General features: G+C 60.2%; 19 protein-coding genes. 17 read left to right on the top strand and 2 right to left on the bottom strand.

The window, feature by feature from the left end; all coding sequences use genetic code 11:
- Positions 1-40: 40 nt before the first annotated feature.
- From ESZ53_RS00225 to dapF, 11 genes are all read left to right on the top strand, one after another.
- Positions 41-1,291: an ABC transporter permease gene (locus ESZ53_RS00225; RefSeq protein WP_129070993.1), complete on the top strand. Its 1,251-nt coding sequence runs from the start codon at positions 41-43 to the stop codon at positions 1,289-1,291.
- A 130-nt stretch (positions 1,292-1,421) separates the two neighbouring features.
- Positions 1,422-4,175 (top strand): DNA translocase FtsK, encoded by a 2,754-nt coding sequence (locus ESZ53_RS00220; protein WP_129070992.1) that lies wholly within the window; start codon positions 1,422-1,424, stop codon positions 4,173-4,175.
- A 4-nt stretch (positions 4,176-4,179) separates the two neighbouring features.
- The gene (gene pgsA, locus ESZ53_RS00215) at positions 4,180-4,854 is read left to right on the top strand and encodes a CDP-diacylglycerol--glycerol-3-phosphate 3-phosphatidyltransferase (protein ID WP_129070991.1); all 675 of its coding nucleotides are present in this window, start codon (positions 4,180-4,182) and stop codon (positions 4,852-4,854) included.
- 10 nt (positions 4,855-4,864) lie between these two features.
- A complete protein-coding gene (locus tag ESZ53_RS00210) occupies positions 4,865-5,362 on the top strand; it encodes a CinA family protein (protein ID WP_129070990.1) in 498 nt (165 codons plus the stop codon).
- 251 nt (positions 5,363-5,613) lie between these two features.
- Positions 5,614-5,922 (top strand): helix-turn-helix domain-containing protein, encoded by a 309-nt coding sequence (locus ESZ53_RS00205; RefSeq protein ID WP_129070989.1) that lies wholly within the window; start codon positions 5,614-5,616, stop codon positions 5,920-5,922.
- Positions 5,923-6,005: 83 nt separating this feature from the next.
- Positions 6,006-6,230 (top strand): DUF3046 domain-containing protein, encoded by a 225-nt coding sequence (locus tag ESZ53_RS00200; protein WP_129070988.1) that lies wholly within the window; start codon positions 6,006-6,008, stop codon positions 6,228-6,230.
- Between the two features lie 241 nt (positions 6,231-6,471).
- Positions 6,472-7,626 carry a recombinase RecA gene (gene recA, locus ESZ53_RS00195; RefSeq protein ID WP_129070987.1) on the top strand — a complete coding sequence of 385 codons (1,155 nt, stop codon included), beginning with the start codon at positions 6,472-6,474 and terminating at the stop codon, positions 7,624-7,626.
- Positions 7,627-7,634: 8 nt separating this feature from the next.
- On the top strand, positions 7,635-8,546 hold the full coding sequence (locus ESZ53_RS00190) for a regulatory protein RecX (protein ID WP_129070986.1): 912 nt from the start codon (positions 7,635-7,637) through the stop codon (positions 8,544-8,546).
- 43 nt (positions 8,547-8,589) lie between these two features.
- Positions 8,590-10,125: a tRNA (N6-isopentenyl adenosine(37)-C2)-methylthiotransferase MiaB gene (miaB, locus tag ESZ53_RS00185; protein WP_129070985.1), complete on the top strand. Its 1,536-nt coding sequence runs from the start codon at positions 8,590-8,592 to the stop codon at positions 10,123-10,125.
- Between the two features lie 7 nt (positions 10,126-10,132).
- The gene (gene miaA / locus ESZ53_RS00180) at positions 10,133-11,083 is read left to right on the top strand and encodes a tRNA (adenosine(37)-N6)-dimethylallyltransferase MiaA (RefSeq protein ID WP_129070984.1); all 951 of its coding nucleotides are present in this window, start codon (positions 10,133-10,135) and stop codon (positions 11,081-11,083) included.
- Positions 11,070-11,948, top strand: a complete 879-nt coding sequence (gene dapF / locus ESZ53_RS00175) for a diaminopimelate epimerase (protein WP_129070983.1) — start codon at positions 11,070-11,072, stop codon at positions 11,946-11,948. Before miaA ends, dapF begins: the two co-directional genes overlap by 14 nt.
- Before the next feature lie 119 nt (positions 11,949-12,067).
- Here dapF and ESZ53_RS00170 read toward each other — a convergent pair whose 3' ends face one another.
- Complete coding sequence (locus ESZ53_RS00170) at positions 12,068-12,688, bottom strand: class I SAM-dependent methyltransferase (RefSeq protein ID WP_168187163.1); 621 nt, start codon at positions 12,686-12,688, stop codon at positions 12,068-12,070.
- Positions 12,689-12,730: 42 nt separating this feature from the next.
- Between ESZ53_RS00170 and hflX the strand changes: the two genes are divergently transcribed.
- Positions 12,731-14,290 (top strand): GTPase HflX, encoded by a 1,560-nt coding sequence (gene hflX / locus ESZ53_RS00165; protein ID WP_129070982.1) that lies wholly within the window; start codon positions 12,731-12,733, stop codon positions 14,288-14,290.
- 131 nt (positions 14,291-14,421) lie between these two features.
- Here the strand turns inward: hflX and lexA are convergent, their stop codons facing one another.
- Positions 14,422-15,111 carry a transcriptional repressor LexA gene (lexA, locus tag ESZ53_RS00160; protein WP_129070981.1) on the bottom strand — a complete coding sequence of 230 codons (690 nt, stop codon included), beginning with the start codon at positions 15,109-15,111 and terminating at the stop codon, positions 14,422-14,424.
- A 227-nt stretch (positions 15,112-15,338) separates the two neighbouring features.
- On the opposite strand from lexA, the gene ESZ53_RS00155 reads away from it, so the two are divergent.
- From ESZ53_RS00155 to priA, 5 genes are all read left to right on the top strand, one after another.
- Complete coding sequence (locus ESZ53_RS00155; protein WP_246837335.1) at positions 15,339-15,704, top strand: LysM peptidoglycan-binding domain-containing protein; 366 nt, start codon at positions 15,339-15,341, stop codon at positions 15,702-15,704.
- 100 nt (positions 15,705-15,804) lie between these two features.
- A complete protein-coding gene (locus ESZ53_RS00150) occupies positions 15,805-16,890 on the top strand; it encodes a histidinol-phosphate transaminase (RefSeq protein WP_129070980.1) in 1,086 nt (361 codons plus the stop codon).
- Entirely contained in the window at positions 16,890-17,495 is a 606-nt protein-coding gene (gene hisB, locus ESZ53_RS00145) for an imidazoleglycerol-phosphate dehydratase HisB (protein WP_129070979.1), read from the top strand. Before ESZ53_RS00150 ends, hisB begins: the two co-directional genes overlap by 1 nt.
- Entirely contained in the window at positions 17,452-18,129 is a 678-nt protein-coding gene (gene hisH, locus ESZ53_RS00140) for an imidazole glycerol phosphate synthase subunit HisH (protein WP_168187162.1), read from the top strand. Before hisB ends, hisH begins: the two co-directional genes overlap by 44 nt.
- A 79-nt stretch (positions 18,130-18,208) precedes the next feature.
- Positions 18,209-18,958: a bifunctional 1-(5-phosphoribosyl)-5-((5-phosphoribosylamino)methylideneamino)imidazole-4-carboxamide isomerase/phosphoribosylanthranilate isomerase PriA gene (gene priA / locus ESZ53_RS00135; protein ID WP_129070977.1), complete on the top strand. Its 750-nt coding sequence runs from the start codon at positions 18,209-18,211 to the stop codon at positions 18,956-18,958.
- Position 18,959 lies beyond the last annotated feature (1 nt).

Raw genomic sequence — 18,959 nt, 5'->3', positions numbered from 1 at the left:
GGCTGTCGAGCATGTGACGCCGTCCCCCATATCGACGACGATGCCCGCGCCACGAGACGAGTCGCGACATTCCTGGCTCAGTTCTCTCGTGGGCTCGGTCGTCGAGGCATGGGATGAGGTGCGTATCAATCGCACGAGGGTCCTGTTGAGCTTGATCGGCATTGGGGTGGCGGTGTGCGCCCTCGCCACAGTCGTGGGAGCCGGTGCAGTATTCGGTCAAGCGCAGACAGAACAGAGCGAACGTTCCGGTGGCAGGCCGGCCACTATTTCCGTCTACCCACCATCAATGGAGAGCGGACAGGATCGAGCGACTACTGAAGAATTCGTGGCGCACATGACTACCGTGATTGAGCGATATCAAATCTCCCACGCCACGCCTCGTTTTGCCGGGAGCGTGGCGGTCAATCTGGTCAATGGGCGGCAGTACTCCGCGGTTCAAGGGGTCAGCGCGGCTTATGGCGTTATGCATCGAGTTGAACTGAGCACCGGCCGCTGGCTGACCGACGCCGATCAACAGCGGCTCGCACCTGCGGTCGTCGTGAACGACGTCTTCTACGAAGCGCTTGGGCGCCCCGACGTGAGGACTCACCCCACCATTGAGCTTGAAGCGGATGCCAGCATCACCGCCGTTGTCGTCGGGGTGCTGGCGCCGGAGCCGTACCCAAGCGGCCTGAGTTTCACGATGCTCGCGGAGCCCTTCACCGCGTTAGTGGGCGCTGGCGACTCTCAAGAAAGCAATCTCAACTACGAACTCTGGGTTCCCGAAGAGCAATCAGCACAACTGGAGCAATTGATCGCGCGAGATGTGACGGTAGATTTCGGCGAGGGATGGCGTTCTGAATTGAATCGCAGCGACTATCGGGCGTGGGGTGGTCCCGATCCGCTCGAGCCGTTGCAGTGGGTGGTGGGTGGAATCGCCGGGCTCATCCTCGTGCTTGGCGCGCTTGGGTTGGTCAACATTTCACTCGTGACCGTCAAATATAGAGTGCGTGAAATTGGCGTTCGGCGAGCATTCGGTGCCACCGCTAGTCGTGTTTTCTTTGCGGTAATGATGGAGAGTGTCGTGGCGACCGTAGCCGCGGGTGTCATCGGGGTTTCGGTGGCGATCGCGATCGTTCAGAATCCGGCGGTGCAGAATCTCATTGCTCCGGGCGTGCAAGACCTCCCACCTTTCCCGTTAGAAGCGGCGTTGCTTGCTCTCGGTGCTTCTGCGGCGGTAGGAGTGCTTGCCGGGCTAACTCCAGCCCTCGTGGCTGTGAAAGTTAAGGTCATTGACGCGATTCGCTATTAGTGCGTGGGGGCGGTGACTGCTCTTACCGTTGGCTGTGTCGAAGCAGCAGCGCTCTCGCTCCGCCGGCTATAGCGCGGCGCGATGAGTGTCGCTGCGTCGCTCTGACAGAGGCCGCAGGTAGCGTTGAATTATGGCTACGCGTACAACGTCGACCTCGCGCTCGGGTGCGTCGAAACCGCGCGCCAAGAATGCGGCTACTAAGACCCAAGCCACGAAGCGGCTTCCGCGGGGCAAGCAGCCTCCGGTCGAGCCCGAGGGTCCATTGACAAAATTGTGGCTTGCACTCGCTCACATGGTGGGTGGAGCGTTCCGTGTCTTCGGGCGCGAGGAACTCACGAAAGACGAACGTCGCGACGGCGTGCCGTTCTTGTTCTTTTTGCTCGCCATCGTCGGCGCGGTCGTGGAATGGTTCAATCCGACCGACTCCGTCGCCATCGCTCTGGATGCCTACACGTTCGGCGGTCTCGTTGGCCGCGTTGCTTTCGCGCTCCCTGTCATTCTGTTGCTGCTTGCCGTGTGGATGTTCCGGCATCCGTCGAGCGTGCATGACAATGGCCGCATCGGCATCGGCCTAAGCATTCTCATTGTCACGGTGGCGGCGTTGTGCCACGTGTATACCGGTCAGCCGCATCCGGCAGAAGGCGCCGAACTGATTGCGCGAGCCGGGGGAGTCTTTGGGTGGCTTCTCGCGAATCCGCTGCTGTGGCTTGGTGGGATGTGGCTCGCAGTGCCCATCATCGTATTCCTGCTCGTGCTCTCACTCTTCATCATTACGAAGACACCGCCGAACCGCCTTGGATCGCGCCTTCGCGAGCTCTACGCGTATCTCTTCGGTGCTCAGCTGCAAACTGACGAAGAGCGTGCGGCTGCAAAGTTGCGTGCGGGTTCCGGCAACACTGATTCGGTTCAGTTCGGGTCGCTGACTGATATCGGACTAGATGCGCACGACACCGAGTCGCTGCCGTGGTGGCGTCGCAACAAGTCGCACCCGACAGAGGACAAGGCCTTCGACAGCCCGGTTGTTGGACGAGAAAGCTCCACCGAGGTTGTGGACCCTGTGCCCAAGGCCCGGCCCACGCCGCCGCCTGCAGCGAAAGACCTCACGAAGAAAGAGGAAGAATTCGGGGTCGAGCTGCTCGAAGATCTGCTCAAGGCCGAAGACGCTGTGAAGAAGTATGCGACCGGTGAAGTGGATGCTCCCGCCACCGGTGTTCGTGACGACGGCCCTGGCATCCTCCCCGGTTTCACCACCAAGGCGAGCGAAAAGGGTAACGCCGGCGAATTCGACGGTCCGCACGAAACTACGCCGCAGCAGTCGAACATGACGTACCGCCTACCTCAGGCGTCTATGCTTTCGGCCGGAACACCGCCAAAGTCGCGTTCAGCAGCCAACGACGAGGTCGTCGCTGCCATCACTGAAGTCCTCAAGCAGTTCAGTGTCGATGCCACCGTTACCGGATTCAGCCGCGGCCCCTCGGTCACTCGCTACGAGCTCGAACTCGGCCCGGGTGTCAAGGTCGAGCGTGTCACAGCTCTTGCCCGCAACATTAGCTACGCCGTCGCCAGCAACGAGGTCAACATCTTGTCGCCCATCCCGGGCAAGAGCGCTATCGGTGTAGAGATCCCGAATAAGGATCGTGAAATCGTCTCCTTAGGCGACGTTTTGCGCTCGAGCGCAAGCACCAAGAGCGAGCACCCCATGACTATTGGTCTTGGTAAGGATGTCGAGGGCGGTTTCGTCGTAGCCAACCTCGCCAAGATGCCTCACTTGTTGGTGGCGGGGTCGACCGGATCTGGTAAATCGAGCTTCGTCAACTCAATGATCACCTCGGTATTGATGCGCGCTAAGCCTGCGGAAGTACGCATGGTGCTCATCGACCCCAAGCGCGTTGAGCTTTCTATCTACGCCGGGGTACCTCACCTCATCACGCCCATCATCACGAATCCGAAGAAGGCTGCCGAAGCCCTCGCCTGGGTCGTGAAAGAGATGGATATGCGGTACGACGACCTTGCCAGCTTCGGCTATCGGCACATTGACGACTTCAACCGCGCTGTCATCGCCGATGAGATCAAGCTCCCCGAAGGCAGCCAACGCAAGCTCAAGCCGTACCCGTATCTTTTGATCGTCGTCGATGAGCTCGCCGACCTCATGATGGTCGCGCCGCGTGACGTTGAAGACTCGATCGTGCGCATCACTCAGCTGGCGCGCGCCTCGGGAATCCACCTTGTGCTGGCCACCCAACGCCCCAGCGTGGATGTCGTGACTGGTCTGATCAAGGCCAACGTGCCTTCGCGACTCGCCTTCGCGGTATCGAGCATGACCGACTCTCGCGTCATCCTCGATCAGCCAGGCGCCGACAAACTCATTGGTCAGGGCGATGCGCTCTTCTTGCCCATGGGAGCATCGAAGGCCATTCGTGTTCAGGGTGCGTGGGTGCCCGAGAGCGAGATTGCCGAGATCGTGCAGCACGTGATCGCTCAAGCTCAGCCTGAGTATCGCAACGATGTCACGGTTGTCGCTGAAAAGAAGCAGATCGATGCCGACATCGGTGATGACTTGGATGTACTTCTCGCCGCCACAGAGCTCATCGTCAGCACTCAGTTCGGCTCGACGTCGATGCTCCAGCGCAAGCTTCGGGTTGGCTTTGCCAAGGCCGGTCGTCTCATGGACCTGTTGGAGTCTCGAGAGATCGTCGGCCCCTCCGAGGGGTCGAAGGCTCGCGATGTTCTGGTGTCTGCCGAACAGCTCCCGGCCGTGCTCGCTCGACTGCGCGGCGAAGACGATCCGGCACCGGTTGACGCGGTAGCTGAGTCACTCAGCGGATACGATGAAGTAGAAAGCTCCTCAGACGAGGATGCTTGGAATTTGACCGATCGGGAGTGATCGCGTGGGTGAACAACCTATTTCGGAGTCCACTCCACCTGTAGTTCACGGCTACTCGATGCGTGGGCGTGTGCTTCGCCGAGGCGATTCGCCCGCATCCAACGGCAATATTGCCAACATCATCACGGTTGTGCGTATCTTCATGGCGCCGCTATTTATTTGGCTACTGCTGCTCGATAACGGCGAGATGGGCCCCATCCGCTACATCGCTGCGGCGCTTTTCATCGTTGCGATAGTCACAGACGCGGTTGATGGTCATTTGGCACGTGGTCGCAATTTGATCACTAACGTGGGCATCATTCTCGACCCGATTGCCGACAAGGTGCTCACGGGCGGCGCCCTCGTAGCGCTCTCCATTTTGGGCGAGTTGCCGTGGTGGGTCACGATTCTCATTTTGGTTCGTGAATTCGGCATCACGATTTATCGCTTTGCGGTGCTCTCCAAGGTCGTGGTGCCAGCCTCGCGGGGCGGCAAGCTCAAAACCGTGCTCCAGGCTGTCGCGATCTCGTTATTCCTTGTCCCGCTGTTTACTGTGCTCGGAACGTGGGTATTGTGGCTCAACTGGTCGGTCATGGCGATCGCGGTCGTGCTGACGGTCTACACCGGCATTGAATATTTGTGGCTAGCCTGGCGCCACACCCGTGCATCCAAGCCAGTAAATACGACTCCAGGAGTGTGACCCTTCTCTCGTGACTACTGAAGAGCTCGCTACAAAGATTGTGGCGATTCTCACCGAACAACGCCTTACGCTGGCGCTTGCAGAGTCGCTTACCGGCGGCTTGCTCTGCGCGTCACTCGTCGCCGTTCCCGGCGCCTCCGCCGTATTGAACGGTTCCGTCGTTGCCTACAACACGGCCATCAAGCATCAGGTTCTGGGGGTCGACGCGAGTCTTCTAGCGATTCACGGCACTGTTTATCCGGATGTTGCCGCCCACATGGCTATGGGGGCGCGCGATATTCTCGGCGTGGGCGACCAGCAGGCATACTTCGGCCTGGCCACGACGGGTGTTGCCGGTCCTGGGCCGCACGAGGGCAAGGAGCCGGGAACCGTGTTCATCGGCTTCGCTGCTACGGGCTTCGTCGAGACGCGTGACTTCCACTTCACGGGGGATCGCCATGAAATCCGTCAGCAGGCCGTCGAGGCGGCGCTTCAGTGTCTGTACGACTACCTCACCTCGGAGGATTAGGTCGGTCTAGCGAGCTATCGCGTACGGTCTGCAGAAAGTAGCTGCGGCCGCAAGGCGTGATGACTGCCCCATAACTGGTCACAAAATCGCCCTGACGGCGGGAATATCTTACGTTTCGGTGCGGTTACAGTAAGAGAATTCACAAGGCTTCTCCAGTGTGGAGCAGCTAGAGTTCTCAACATATAAGTGGCTGTAGTCTTGGCTATCCAGAAGTATCTGGTCGCACGATTCAGTCAGAAAGGGAGTGTCCAATGGTTCTAGTTCGTCAAGAAATCGGTGACGTTCTCCGTGACTTCCGCTTGCAAAAGGGACGCACCCTTCGACAGGTCGCAAGCAAGGCGAGCGTTGCGCTCGGTTACCTCAGTGAAGTAGAGCGTGGTCAAAAAGAAGCCAGCTCTGAAATTCTTGCCTCGGTAGCTGAAGCTCTCGATACACCTATCTCGGTGATCATGCGTGAAGTCGGAGATCGACTCGCTGTCATCGAAGGTGCCAACACAATCCCCGATACTCTGCCCGACGAGCTCGTCGCAGAATTCGATTCCAACTTGGTTACGCGCTAACCCAGCACGTCAGATGCCCCGTTCCGGTGTGGAGTGGGGCATTCGTGCATTCGGTCGCAGGCTGGCGCACGTAGGCTGGTGGAATGCGACTGAGTGAGTTCTGGCTGGCTGTTTCTGACGAGTTCGGAGAGGCTTACGGTCGCGTGCTCGTGAATGACCAAGTGCTTGGTTCTGTTGGCGGGGTTACCGCCTCTCAAGCCCTCTCGCGCGGCGTCCCAGCCAAGCAGGTGTGGGCAGCTCTATGCGATGCGATGGATGTTGCGCCCGATCGTCGGTACGGCGTTGGTCAGCGCGAGCCCAAGAAGTAACTCACCTCGCCCCGCGTGGCGGGTTCGAAGATATGTTCGATATTGTTAGTCTTCTCCCTAACATCCTTTCGAATACCTCAGATGGATGCGTTACGCCCGTCGTAGTCCTGCAATGTCAGAGCCTGCACGTAGCGTGGCATTAGCAACACAGCCTTTGTCGGGGGGCTGCGGGCCTTGCATCATCGGTCCGCACGAATCGCGACAGCCTATGGGCAGCAACCTACGACCAATGGAGAAAATAATGCCATCAGCAGCAGACCGCGAGAAGTCCCTCGAGACCGCTCTCGCTCAGATTGACCGTCAATTCGGCAAGGGCTCAGTCATGCGCCTCGGCAGCGACGAGCGCGCTCCGGTCGAGGTTATCCCTACCGGCTCGATCGCTCTCGACGTTGCACTCGGCACGGGCGGCCTTCCGCGCGGCCGAATCGTTGAGATCTACGGTCCGGAGTCTTCGGGTAAGACCACGCTCACGCTCCACGCCATTGCTAATGCACAACGCAACGGAGGCATCGCAGCGTTCATCGACGCCGAGCACGCTCTCGACCCCGAGTACGCCGCCAAACTGGGTGTAGACATCGACGCGCTTCTTGTTTCGCAGCCTGATACTGGAGAGCAGGCGCTTGAGATCGCCGACATGCTCGTTCGAAGTGGATCGATCGATTTGATCGTTATTGACTCGGTCGCCGCGCTGGTTCCTCGCGCAGAAATCGAGGGCGAGATGGGTGACACCCACGTGGGTCTTCAGGCGCGCCTCATGTCGCAGGCGCTGCGCAAGCTCACCGGTGGTCTCAGCCAGACCAATACGACCATGATCTTTATTAACCAGTTGCGTGAAAAGATCGGTGTCTTCTTCGGTAGCCCCGAGACCACTGCCGGCGGTAAGGCGCTCAAGTTCTACGCGTCTGTGCGCCTCGACATTCGTCGTATCGAAACGCTGAAAGACGGTACGGATGCGGTGGGTAACCGCACGCGTGTCAAGGTCGTCAAGAACAAGATGGCTCCGCCCTTCAAGCAGGCAGAGTTCGACATTCTGTACGGAATCGGCATCTCTCGCGAGGGTAGCCTCATCGACTTCGGTGTTGACCACGAAATCGTACGTAAGTCCGGCGCCTGGTACACCTACGAGGGTGACCAACTTGGCCAGGGTAAAGAGAAGTCGCGCGCGTTCCTCATTCAGAACCCCAAGATTGCGCTCGAGATCGAACAGCGCATCATGCGCAAGCTCGGCGTTGGTGCCGAGGCCAAGGCTGCGAACGCACTTGAGGCCAAGGTTGCCGCAGAAACGGCCGCTGCCGCAGAAAAGGCAGCGAAAGCGGCTCCCAAAGCTGACGGTCCCACGCTGCCAGTAGCGAGCAAGACCGCTGCTGCGCCGCTCAAGAAGGCCTCCGGGCAGTAGAAAACGCCATGACCAACTCCGACGACGACTACATCGCCCCCGTCATTAACCTTTTTGGCGATAGGGCACCAGCAGCTCAGCCTGACGCGGCTGCGATGGAGCCGTCGTCGGAGAACGTCGGCGGCACGAGCACTAGCAGCGCCCATGTCGTGACCGAAGACGACGGCTGGGCAAAGGAAGCGCCAGTTGAACCTTCGCCTTACGACGCCCGCGACCTCGATGCTGTTCCCGCAGCGTCACTCGCTCCGGTTGCATCGATCAGCCCCGTGCGGGCACTGCCCACAATGCGCGACTTTGAGCCAGCGCGTAGTCGCGCCCACGACGACGTCGACAGCGCCGCGCGCGAAAGTGGCACCGAACTGGCCGCGGAAGGCTCTGAGAGCTCCGTCTCGCAGGGTACGGGCTCGTCTCGGTCCGCCCGTCGAGAAGCGCGGGACGGTTTTTCGGAAATCAGCAGGGTGAGCATGCGTGCGCTCGCCCGAAGGGGCATGTCTTCCCAGGAAATGACGCAGTTTTTGGGTACCCGAGAATTCGAAAGCGACGAAATCGACGCCGAGATCGAACGTCTCGAAGGTTCCGCGCTACTCGACGATGCTGCCCTCGCCGAAACGCTCACGCGCACCCTGCGTGAGCGCAAAGGTCTTGGCGCTTCCGCCATCACGGCAGAGTTGCGCCGCCGCAAAATTGATCAAGAGCACATCGACGTTGTCGTCGATTTTGAGCGAGATGACGAGCAAGAGCGAGCTAATGAACTGGCGTTCAAGCGTGCACCGCAGTTGCGTTCGCTCGACAGCGTCACGGCCAAACGACGCCTGAGCGGATTTTTGATGCGCCGAGGATACTCAGGGTCGATAGTCTCTGCAGCGGTGAACGCCGCTCTCGCCTCCGGCGGATCATCTAACGGGCCCACATTTCGCTAGTCCTCGTCAAGCTCCGCATCCGTGGAGGCTTAAGGTGGAACACATGATTGACGAGAAACTGGCGAGGCCGCGTAGCTACGAAGTGCGCACCTATGGATGCCAGATGAATGTGCACGACTCCGAGCGCCTCAGTGGCTCCCTCGAAGCTGCCGGCTACATTCGCGCCGCTGAGGGTCAAGCCGACGTCGTCGTTATCAACACGTGCGCAGTCCGCGAAAACGCTGACAACAAGCTCTACGGCAATCTCGGCATGCTCGCGAGCGTCAAGAAAGAACACGAAGGCATGCAAATTGCCGTCGGTGGATGCCTCGCTCAAAAAGACCAAGGTGTCATCCTCGAAAAGGCGCCCTGGGTCGATGTTGTATTCGGTACCCACAACATGGGCTCTCTGCCCACGCTCCTCGAACGGGCGCGTCACAACGAAGAAGCTCAGCTGGAGATTCTTGAATCTCTAGACGTCTTCCCCTCAACGCTTCCGACTCGTCGGGAGTCGACCCACAGCGCGTGGGTCTCCATCTCGGTCGGCTGCAACAATACCTGCACCTTTTGCATCGTTCCCACTCTCCGGGGCAAGGAGAAAGACCGTCGGCCCGGCGAGATTCTCGCTGAAGTGCAAGCGGTGGTTGATGACGGCGCGACCGAAGTAACCCTTCTCGGGCAAAACGTGAACTCTTACGGCGTTGAGTTCGGTGACCGGCAAGCGTTCAGCAAGCTGCTTCGGGCGACAGGTTCGATTGAGGGCCTCGAGCGCGTTCGATTCACCAGCCCGCATCCGGCAGCATTCACCGATGACGTGATCGACGCGATGGCCGAGACCCCGAACGTCATGCCTCAGCTGCACATGCCGCTGCAGTCCGGCTCCGACCGCATCCTCAAGGCCATGCGTCGCAGCTACCGGTCGACCAAGTTTTTGGGCATCCTCGAACGGGTTCGCGCCCAAATGCCGGATGCAGCCATCACTACCGACATCATTGTGGGTTTCCCGGGCGAGACGGAGGAGGATTTCCAAGACACCCTTCGTGTTGTCGAAGAATCACGGTTCGCCTCCGCATACACGTTCCAGTACTCGATTCGTCCCGGCACTCCGGCAGCGACGATGGACGATCAGATTCCTAAAGAGGTAGTGCAAGAGCGTTTCGAGCGACTCGCAGCCCTGCAAGATCGCATCTCCCGTGAGGAGAACGATGAGCAGATCGGCCGCACGCTAAAAGTTATGGTCACTGCCGCTGAGGGCCGGAAGCAGGCGGAGACATCGCGACTGTCGGGCCGCGCTGAAGACTCCCGTCTCGTCCATTTCAACGTGCCCGAAGGCAGTGCGATTCCGCGTCCGGGCGACGTCGTCACCGTGACAGTCACTGAAGCCGCAGCATTCCACCTCGTTGCAGACACGGTCACTGGTGGTCAGCTCAACATCCGCCGTACTCGCGCCGGGGATGCGTGGGATCGTGCCGAGGCGGCATCCTGCGGCGTCCCGAGCACCGCGACCGCGGGCGACGCTGCACCACGCGTCTCGCTGGGTCTTCCCACGATTCGCGTCGCTACGACGCCAATCTACGATCCCAGCGACTCGCTGCGCTAATCCGCAGATGGGTATCGGCAGCACTCCATCCCTCGTCGTCGTCGTAGGCGCGACAGGAACAGGCAAGTCCGAGCTTTCGCTCGACATCGCCGAAGCTGTGATGAGCCGCGGTGTTCCCGCTGAGATAATCAACGCCGATGCGATGCAGCTGTATCGCGGTATGAACATCGGCACAGCCAAGCTTCCGCTAGAAGATCGCCGCGGCGTCCCGCACCACATGCTCGATGTCCTTGACCCCACTGACGACGCCAGCGTCGCTCAGTACCAAGTGGATGCTCGACAACTCGTTACTCAAATTCAGAGTGCGGGGCGGGTGCCGATCATGGTCGGCGGATCAGGGCTCTACGTCTCGAGCGTCATCCATGATTTTCAGTTTCCCGCACGGGACGCCGAAGTGCGGGCGCGGCTAGAAGCCGAGCTCGAGCGCGATGGCATCGGCCTTCTCTTTCAGAAGCTCCAAGCCGTGGACCCAGCGGCCGCACAGTCCATCGGCGCTAGCAACGGCCGCCGTATCGTCCGAGCGCTCGAAGTGATCGAGATCACGGGGGAGCCCTTCGGCGCGGGCCTGCCCGAGGAGACAAAGCTCTGGACACCGGCGCATATCTTTGGCCTCATCGCTCCGCGTGACGAACTTGTGCAGCGGCTCAACCGGCGGGTGCAGCAGATGTGGGATGCCGGTCTGCTCGACGAGGTCCGTGGTCTTCGCGACAAGGGCCTCGGCGTCACGGCGGCGCGCGCGATCGGCTACGCGCAGGCGATCGAGCAGCTTGACGGTGGGCTCTCCGAAGCCGAGGCTATCGAGCAGACCGCGGCGCTCACACGCCGTTACGCTCGCCGCCAAGTGGGCTGGTTCAAGCGATACGAACAATCCCACTGGTTGGCCTACGACGATCCAGATCGAGCTGCACGCGCTCTGACGATCGTGATGAGGGAGAATGGATCGCATGGCGACGCTTAATTTCACCAAAGGTCAGGGAACTGGCAACGACTTCGTACTCTTCACTGATCCTGATGGCGAGATCACGCTCTCTCCGCAGCAGGTTGCGGCGATCTGTGATCGACGTTTTGGGGTGGGCGCCGACGGCGTGATCCGAGCTGTGCGCTCCCGCAGCCTTGAGGCCGGAGCAGCGGCGCTTGCCGAAGACGCTGATGCCGAGTGGTTCATGGATTACCACAATGCAGACGGCAGTATCTCCGAGATGTGTGGCAACGGCATCCGTGTATATGCGGAATACCTTGCTTCTGAAGGGCTCGTCGATTTCGCGCCGGGCGACACGCTGCCGATTGGTACGCGAAGTGGTGTTCGTGACGTGCAGAAGAATATGGCCGGCTATCAGGTGGACATGGGGCGCTGGATGCTTGACGGTGGCGAGCCACTTGTGCGCGCCAAGGAGCTCGAGGTGGCGCGACCTGGCCTCGGCATTAACGTCGGTAATCCCCACGTCGTAGTGGCTCTGGCCGAAGAAGCCGAGCTCGACGGCGTCGATCTCAACTTCATCCCCGTCATCGACCCCGTACCCGAGCACGGTGCCAACGTCGAATTCGTTGTGCCGGCCGAACCGCTCGTGAAAGACGGCGTTGGTTCGATCCGGATGCGAGTGCATGAGCGTGGCAGCGGTGAAACGTTGTCGTGCGGAACGGGCGCGGTAGCGGCGGCGCTTGCTATTCGCCACTATGCCGGACGCGGCGCACCCCACCAATGGCGTGTCACGGTACCTGGCGGCACCGTCGTTGTTCGAATGTTCCCGACCGAAGACGGCGAGCACGTCTCTTTGAGCGGTCCGGCCGAGCTCGTGTTCACGGGCACGCTAGAACTCGCTTAGCGAGCCTCACGCGGCTGTTGAAGGGCCTCTCGATGTGCAGGGCGGGCAATTCAGCCCGACCGTGGACACGCTAGCGGTGAGCCGATGCCGTTCGGTTAAGCGCCGCCTCTGAGCGCGAGCTAGTCGTTATCGGCGTGGTGACGCGCCCGCAACACGCGATAGCCCTTGTTGGTGGCAGCGCGAGTGAAGGTGAAGCTCGCCGGGAAGGTCGCTTCCATCCACCGCTGAAGGGAATCTGATCCGAGGTTCTTTTGTACGACGAGCCAGGCATCAGCATCGTATTCGAGGCGTGGCAGCCACGTCTGCAGAATGTTGTGGAGTTCGTTCTTGCCCACGCGAATCGGCGGGTTCGACCAAATAGACATAAATGTTATGTCTTCGGGAACATCTGCGGGCAGAACCGCGTTAATGTTGGGTATGGACAATTTCTCGGCGTTAGCCCGCACAAGATCCAGTGCGCGCTCGTTGACGTCCACCGCCCACACCGTTGCATGAGGTGACTCGAGGGCAAGGGTGAGCGCCATTGGTCCCCAGCCGCAACCGAGGTCAAGCAGGTTTCCTCCCGGAGGAGGCGCCGGCACATTCGACAGCAGAACTTTCGTTCCAGCGTCGATGCGTTCGGGGCTGAAGATCCCATTTGATGTGACAAGTTCACGCTCAACACCAGCAATGGTCGCGTGAATCGTCCGCAACTTGAGATCACTCTCGGGTGATGACGAGAAGTAATGCTCGTTGGCCATGCACAGAACTTACCGAAAACTAGACAAGTAGGGTTAACCCAAATGACGCGAAACACGACAGAAACCAGTATCGAGGCCAATAACGGCGACGACGCCGAGCGTTCGGTCGACCGTGTTCTAGCGAGCGAAGGCTCCGATCATGCCGCTGTTAAGCGGTTCGGAGCCGCGGGGCTTGGCAATTCCGGCGCGCAAGCGTTGCAGTCGGATGCCCACTATGAAGCCGACCGCGATGGCGACCAGTTCGATCGCGATGACCGCCATGCGCTTAAGCGCGTTGCCGGGCTCTCGACCGAACTTGACGATGTCACCGAGGTTGAATACCGACAGTTGCGCATCGAGAACGTTGTGCTCATTGGCATTTATGGCCAGGGCAATCTTCGCGATGCCGAGAACTCCATCCGTGAGCTCTCGGCTCTTGCTGAGACTGCGGGTGCTGTGGTGCTTGACGGCCTCCTGCAGCGTCGCAGCCACCCCGACCCGAGTACATATCTCGGCAAGGGCAAAGCGCGCGAACTGAAGGACGTCGTAGCCGCGACGGGCGCCGATACCGTGATTGCCGACACTGAGCTCGCACCAAGCCAACGGCGCGCGCTGGAAGACGTCGTCGGTGTGAAGGTCATCGACCGTACTGCCGTCATCCTCGATATCTTCAGCCAGCACGCCACGAGCCGCGAGGGCAAGGCCCAAGTAGAGCTTGCCCAACTCGAATACCTGTTGCCCCGACTGCGCGGTTGGGGTGAATCGATGTCCCGCCAAGCTGGTGGTCAGGTCGGTGGCGCCGGCGCGGGTATGGGTAGCCGTGGTCCTGGTGAGACGAAGATCGAACTCGACCGTCGTCACATTCACACCCGTATGGCCCGTTTGCGCAAGCAGATCAAGAGCTTTGCTCCGGCGCGAGAAGCGAAGCGCGCCAACCGTGACCGGTTCGAGGTTCCGAGCGTTGCGATCGCTGGATACACCAACGCGGGCAAGTCGAGTCTGCTCAACCGCATGACCAAGGCGGGCGTGCTCGTCGAGAACGCACTGTTCGCGACTCTGGATGCCACTGTTCGCAAGTCGACGACCGCAGACGGGCGCCTCTTCACTCTGAGCGACACCGTCGGGTTTGTGCGCAACCTCCCTCATCAGCTCGTGGAGGCGTTCCGTTCGACGCTGGAGGAAGTGGGGCAGGCCGACGTGATCGTGCACGTCGTCGACGCCTCGCATCCCGATCCTGGCGCGCAACTTGCTACCGTGCGCGACGTAATTGGTGAGTTGGGTGCCCGCGACATTCCAGAGATTGTCGTCTTCAACAAGAGCGATCTTGCGGATGACGACCAACGTTTGGTAATTCGCGGTCTTGAACCTACCGGCATCTTTGTATCGGCACGCTCCGGCGAGGGCATCGACGAACTCAACGACCGCATCTCCGAACTGTTGCCCAAGCCAGAAGTCGAAGTAACGCTGCTCGTGCCGTACGACCGCGGCGAGGTCATTTCTCGCCTGCACGTGCAGGGCCGAGTGATCTCAACCGACTATCGCGAGGACGGAACGCTGGTAACGGCACTCGTGCACCCCGCGCGTGTGCCGGAAATCGAAGAATTCGTCACCGCTGAGGTATAACACTGGCCGCGGTTTAGTCCTACACGCGCAGGGCTAAACCGCGGAGCTGGCCGCGCCGATGTCGCCGTCACCGAACGACTCGTCGCCGACGATGTCAGCGCGGTATGAGTGTGTAGCGTTTGGCGATCGGTTCAGAGCGCGCGAAGTACCGTAACGACCTTGCCGAGCACCTGAGCATAGTCACCCAGAATCGGCTCGAAGTTAGAGTTGCGGGGCAAAAGCCACGTATGGCCGTCGCGCTGGCGGAACACCTTGACGGTGGCTTCTTCGTCGAGCATTGCTGCCACGATGTCGCCGTTCTCCGCAGTTTGCTGCTGGCGAACCACAACCCAGTCACCATCGCAGATTGCAGCGTCGATCATCGAGTCTCCCACGACCTTCAGCATGAAAAGCTCGCCCTTGCCTACGAGCTGACGGGGGAGTGGAAAGACCTCTTCTACGTGTTGCTCCGCGGTGATGGGGATACCGGCGGCGATGCGACCCACCAGGGGGACCATCGCCGCGTCACCCATTGACGGGCTGATGGTGCTGGATTCGTCAACAGCACTCGGCACGTCGATCAGTACTTCAATCGCACGGGGGCGATTCGGGTCCCGCCGCACGTAGCCGCTCAGCTCGAGCTGGTTGAGCTGGTGAGTCACGCTCGACAGCGAAGAGAGGCCGACAGCGTCGCCGATCTCTCGCATGCTCGGCGGATATCCCTGGCTCGCGACCGAGCGCTGAATCATTTCGAGGATCGCTTGCTGCTTGGCGCTCAGGCTTGTTCGCCGCCGCGTTCCGCGTTCAGAAGCATCGTCGGGGCGGGCTGTTGCGTCAGTCACGAGTCCTCATTTTCTGCCAGTAACGATTCCAATGTCAGTGGCTCATTCGAAACTTTATCCGCAGGAGAAGCCAAAACCAAACATTTGTTCGAGTGTCTGAAACAAATGTCGGTGGTTTCTTCGAAAATGTACTTGATATTCGAATTATTCGAATGTATGTTCGGAACACAGCTTCGCACCCGCCTCTCCCGGCCGAGAGGCGGGTGCGATAACCCTTCGAGGAGTGAATGATGTCTACTGCAGTGATTGCACCTAACGCTGTCGTCCGTGCGCGGCAGTCCGCACCACGTCTTCGCCTTACTCGGCGCGGTCGCATCGTATTCACGGCTCTTGCAGCCGCTCCGTTTGTTATTGCGGCACTCCTTCTCTCCCTAGACGGTGGAGGGGCCGAAGCAACGCTAGACGCGGATGACACTGCTTTCGTGTACGTCGATGTGGCAGCAGGGCAGTCACTCTGGAACATTGCTGAGCAGCACGCTCCAGAGCAGGATCCCCGCGACGCGGTTGCTCAGCTTGTGAAGCTCAACCAGCTTCCGTCGGCCGACATCTTCGCTGGCCAAGAGATCGCTATTCCGGCGACCTTCTCTCGTTAGCAAGATTAGATTTTGCGTGCGCTGACGAAGGGCGCACAGCTCGGTGTTGATCAATAGCCGTGCGGCTTCAGGCCCATCCGCCTTCCTCTAGCATTGATGAGTGACTTCGCTTTCTGATCTCCCCATTCGTGACGACCTCCGTGGTCTCAAGCCGTACGGTGCGCCGACTGATCCCGTGCGTATTCAGCTCAATGTCAACGAGAACACGCATCCGATTCCAGAAGCTGTCGCGACTGACATCGTGATGGCTCTGGCGGCAGCGGTGATGAATGCAAACCGCTACCCGGACCGTGAGTTCACCGAACTGCGTGAGTCCCTAGCCGGATACCTCGGTCACGGCCTCACTGCGGACAACATCTGGGCCGCAAATGGCTCCAACGAAGTTCTGCAACAAACGCTGCAGGCCTTTGGTGGCCCTGGGCGCCGGGTACTTGGATTCCCTCCTACTTACTCGATGCACTCGATCATCGCCTCGGGTACCGGAACCGAATGGGTCACCGCGCCGCGCGATCCGGGCTATGACATCACGCCACAGAGTGTGGTTGCGGCGATCGCCGAACACACCCCAGACGTCGTATTCTTGTGTTCGCCCAATAACCCCACGGGTACTCCGGTGAGTAACGACACCATCGCCGCGGCGTACGACGCGACTGACGGCATTATTCTCGTGGATGAGGCCTATGCCGAGTTCTCTGACCGCGAATCAGCTCTCGCGTTGCTCGACGGTCGTCCGCGCCTCATCGTTTCTCGCACCATGAGCAAGGCATTCGCTTTCGCGGGAGCACGCGTGGGCTACCTCGCAGCAGACCCGGCCATTTCCGATGCGCTTCGCCTCGTTCGCTTGCCCTATCACTTGTCCGCGCTCACCCAAGCGGCGGCTGTTGCGGCGCTAGCGCACGCACCGGAAATGCTCGCGATGGTCGACGAGATCAAGACTCAGCGTGACCGAATGAGCGCCGGGCTGTCGGCTCTGGGCTTCACACCAGTGCCCAGCGAGTCGAACTTCGTGCTGTTTGGGGGAGTCGAGGACCCGCAAGCGCTATTCCACAAACTCCTCATTCAAGACATTTTGATTCGCGATGTGGGCATCCCGCACCACTTGCGCGTGACTGCCGGAACTGCGGAAGAGACAACGGCGTTCCTCGATGCGATGGCTGACCTTCAAGCGCTGGGTAGGGTTGAGTAATGACTTCAGATCGCACCGCGACGATTAAGCGCGAAACTAGCGAGTCGAGCATCGAACTTTCGATCAACCTCGACGGCACTGGCACCTCATCCATTGACACGTCCGTTCCTTTCTACGACCACATGCTGACGGCGTTCTCTAAGCACTCGCTGATCGACCTCACCGTCAAGGCAAGCGGAGACACACACATCGACGTGCACCACACGGTGGAAGACATCGGTATCGCCTTGGGGCTCGCCATCAAGCAGGCTCTGGGGAGCAAGGCGGGAATCTCTCGCTATGGCGACGCCCTCGTGCCCCTTGACGAAGCTCTCGTGCGCGCGGTCGTCGACGTATCCGGTCGCCCGTACCTTGTGCACACCGGCGAGCCTGCCGGCTTTGAGATGCACCTCATCGGTGGTCACTTCACTGGTTCGATGGTCCGGCACGTCTTTGAGGCGATCAGCTACAACGCGGGCATTACTGTCCACGTCACTGTTTTGGGCGGCCGGGACCCGCACCACATTGCTGAAGCAGAGTTCAAGGCTCTCGCGCGCGCGATGCGCGCCGCGGTTGAGCCGGATGCTCGTGTCACTGGCATCCCTTCCACGAAGGGTGCGCTCTAGAGTGGCTGCTCCCTCTGTTGTCATTCTTGATTACGGTTCTGGAAACGTTCACTCGGCGGCGAAAGCACTCGAGGCGGCCGGCGCGAACGTCAGGTTGAGCGCAGATCGGTCGGTTGCTGAAGCGGCAGACGGTCTTCTGGTGCCCGGCGTCGGGGCTTTTGCTGCCGTCATGTCGGCTCTTGAGTCGGTTCGGGGTGGTGCGATCATCGAGAAACGCCTGACCGGTAGTCGACCCGTCCTGGGTATCTGTGTCGGCATGCAGGTGCTCTTCGCCTCAGGCAACGAACACGGTGTGCAGACCGAGGGGCTCGATGAGTGGCCGGGTGTTGTAGAAAAGTTACCCGCGCCAGTTTTGCCACATATGGGGTGGAATACCGTCGAGACTCCTCACGACACGACGTTATTCGATTCCGTTCGAGACGAGCGTTTCTACTTCGTTCATTCCTACGCTGCTCAGCAGTGGACACTTGACGTTCAGCCACCATTTCCGCAGCCAAAACTCACCTGGGCTGACCACGGAGGACGCTTCTTGGCCGCGGTCGAGAACGGGCCGCTCACGGCGACTCAATTCCATCCCGAAAAGTCCGGCCACGCCGGAATCACCCTTCTAAGTAACTGGTTGAAGACACTCTGATTTTGCGGATGTTCGCCGTGCACTAGTATCGGATGCTTGTGCGCGGCGTTCCGCGGTCAGGTCTTGAGAGAGCGTATCTATGAGCGAGTTCAACAAAACCCCCGGTCTTACCCTGCTTCCTGCAGTGGATGTAGCCGACGGCAAGGCTGTGCGTCTGACGCAGGGCGAAGCTGGCACGGAGAAGAGCTATGGTGACCCGTGCGCGGCGGCCCACGACTGGGTCGATCAGGGCGCCGAGTGGATTCACCTCGTTGACCTCGACGCCGCTTTCGGCCGAGGCAACAACCACGCGATGATCAAGAAGGTCATCAAGTCCACGCCCAAGCGCGTCAACATCGAACTGTCGGGCGGCATTCGCGACGACGAATCGCTTGAAGCTGCTCTCGCCACCGGCGCCAAGCGCATCAACCTTGGTACGGCTGCGTTGGAGAACCCCGAGTGGGCGGCTCACGTCATCGCCGAATACGGCGAGGCAATCGCTGTAGGTCTCGACGTGCGGGGCACGACGCTCGCTGCCCGCGGTTGGACTCAAGAGGGTGGCGACATCTGGACGGTGCTCGACCGCCTCGAGTCCGCCGGATGCTGCCGCTACGTTGTCACTGACGTCACAAAAGACGGCACGCTGCAGGGCCCGAATCTCGAACTTCTTCGCCAGGTCATGGACCGCACGCATCGCCCGGTTATCGCTTCGGGTGGTGTGTCGAGCTTGGACGACCTCATCGAACTGCGTGAACTCGTTCCTCAGGGGCTTGAGGGAGCCATTATTGGTAAGGCGCTCTACGCCAAGTCCTTCACGCTCGCTGAAGCGCTCGACGTCTCCTCGCACTAAC

Origin of the sequence: Salinibacterium sp. UTAS2018 (genome assembly GCF_004118935.1) — a bacterium.
GTDB lineage: Bacteria > Actinomycetota > Actinomycetes > Actinomycetales > Microbacteriaceae > Rhodoglobus.
The sequence above is the reverse complement of the archived record's forward strand: the minus strand, read 5'-3'. Positions and strand labels throughout refer to the sequence as shown.

Coding starts and splice junctions, on each gene's coding strand:
- ESZ53_RS00225 (WP_129070993.1), top strand. CDS start 41: ATGCCCGCGCCACGAGACGAGTCGCGACATTCCTGGCTCAGTTCTCTC.
- ESZ53_RS00220 (WP_129070992.1), top strand. CDS start 1,422: ATGGCTACGCGTACAACGTCGACCTCGCGCTCGGGTGCGTCGAAACCG.
- ESZ53_RS00205 (WP_129070989.1), top strand. CDS start 5,614: ATGGTTCTAGTTCGTCAAGAAATCGGTGACGTTCTCCGTGACTTCCGC.
- ESZ53_RS00200 (WP_129070988.1), top strand. CDS start 6,006: ATGCGACTGAGTGAGTTCTGGCTGGCTGTTTCTGACGAGTTCGGAGAG.
- recA (WP_129070987.1), top strand. CDS start 6,472: ATGCCATCAGCAGCAGACCGCGAGAAGTCCCTCGAGACCGCTCTCGCT.
- ESZ53_RS00190 (WP_129070986.1), top strand. CDS start 7,635: ATGACCAACTCCGACGACGACTACATCGCCCCCGTCATTAACCTTTTT.
- miaB (WP_129070985.1), top strand. CDS start 8,590: ATGATTGACGAGAAACTGGCGAGGCCGCGTAGCTACGAAGTGCGCACC.
- miaA (WP_129070984.1), top strand. CDS start 10,133: ATGGGTATCGGCAGCACTCCATCCCTCGTCGTCGTCGTAGGCGCGACA.
- dapF (WP_129070983.1), top strand. CDS start 11,070: ATGGCGACGCTTAATTTCACCAAAGGTCAGGGAACTGGCAACGACTTC.
- ESZ53_RS00170 (WP_168187163.1), bottom strand. CDS start 12,688: ATGGCCAACGAGCATTACTTCTCGTCATCACCCGAGAGTGATCTCAAG.
- hflX (WP_129070982.1), top strand. CDS start 12,731: ATGACGCGAAACACGACAGAAACCAGTATCGAGGCCAATAACGGCGAC.
- ESZ53_RS00155 (WP_246837335.1), top strand. CDS start 15,339: ATGATGTCTACTGCAGTGATTGCACCTAACGCTGTCGTCCGTGCGCGG.
- hisB (WP_129070979.1), top strand. CDS start 16,890: ATGACTTCAGATCGCACCGCGACGATTAAGCGCGAAACTAGCGAGTCG.
- hisH (WP_168187162.1), top strand. CDS start 17,452: ATGCTCGTGTCACTGGCATCCCTTCCACGAAGGGTGCGCTCTAGAGTG.
- priA (WP_129070977.1), top strand. CDS start 18,209: ATGAGCGAGTTCAACAAAACCCCCGGTCTTACCCTGCTTCCTGCAGTG.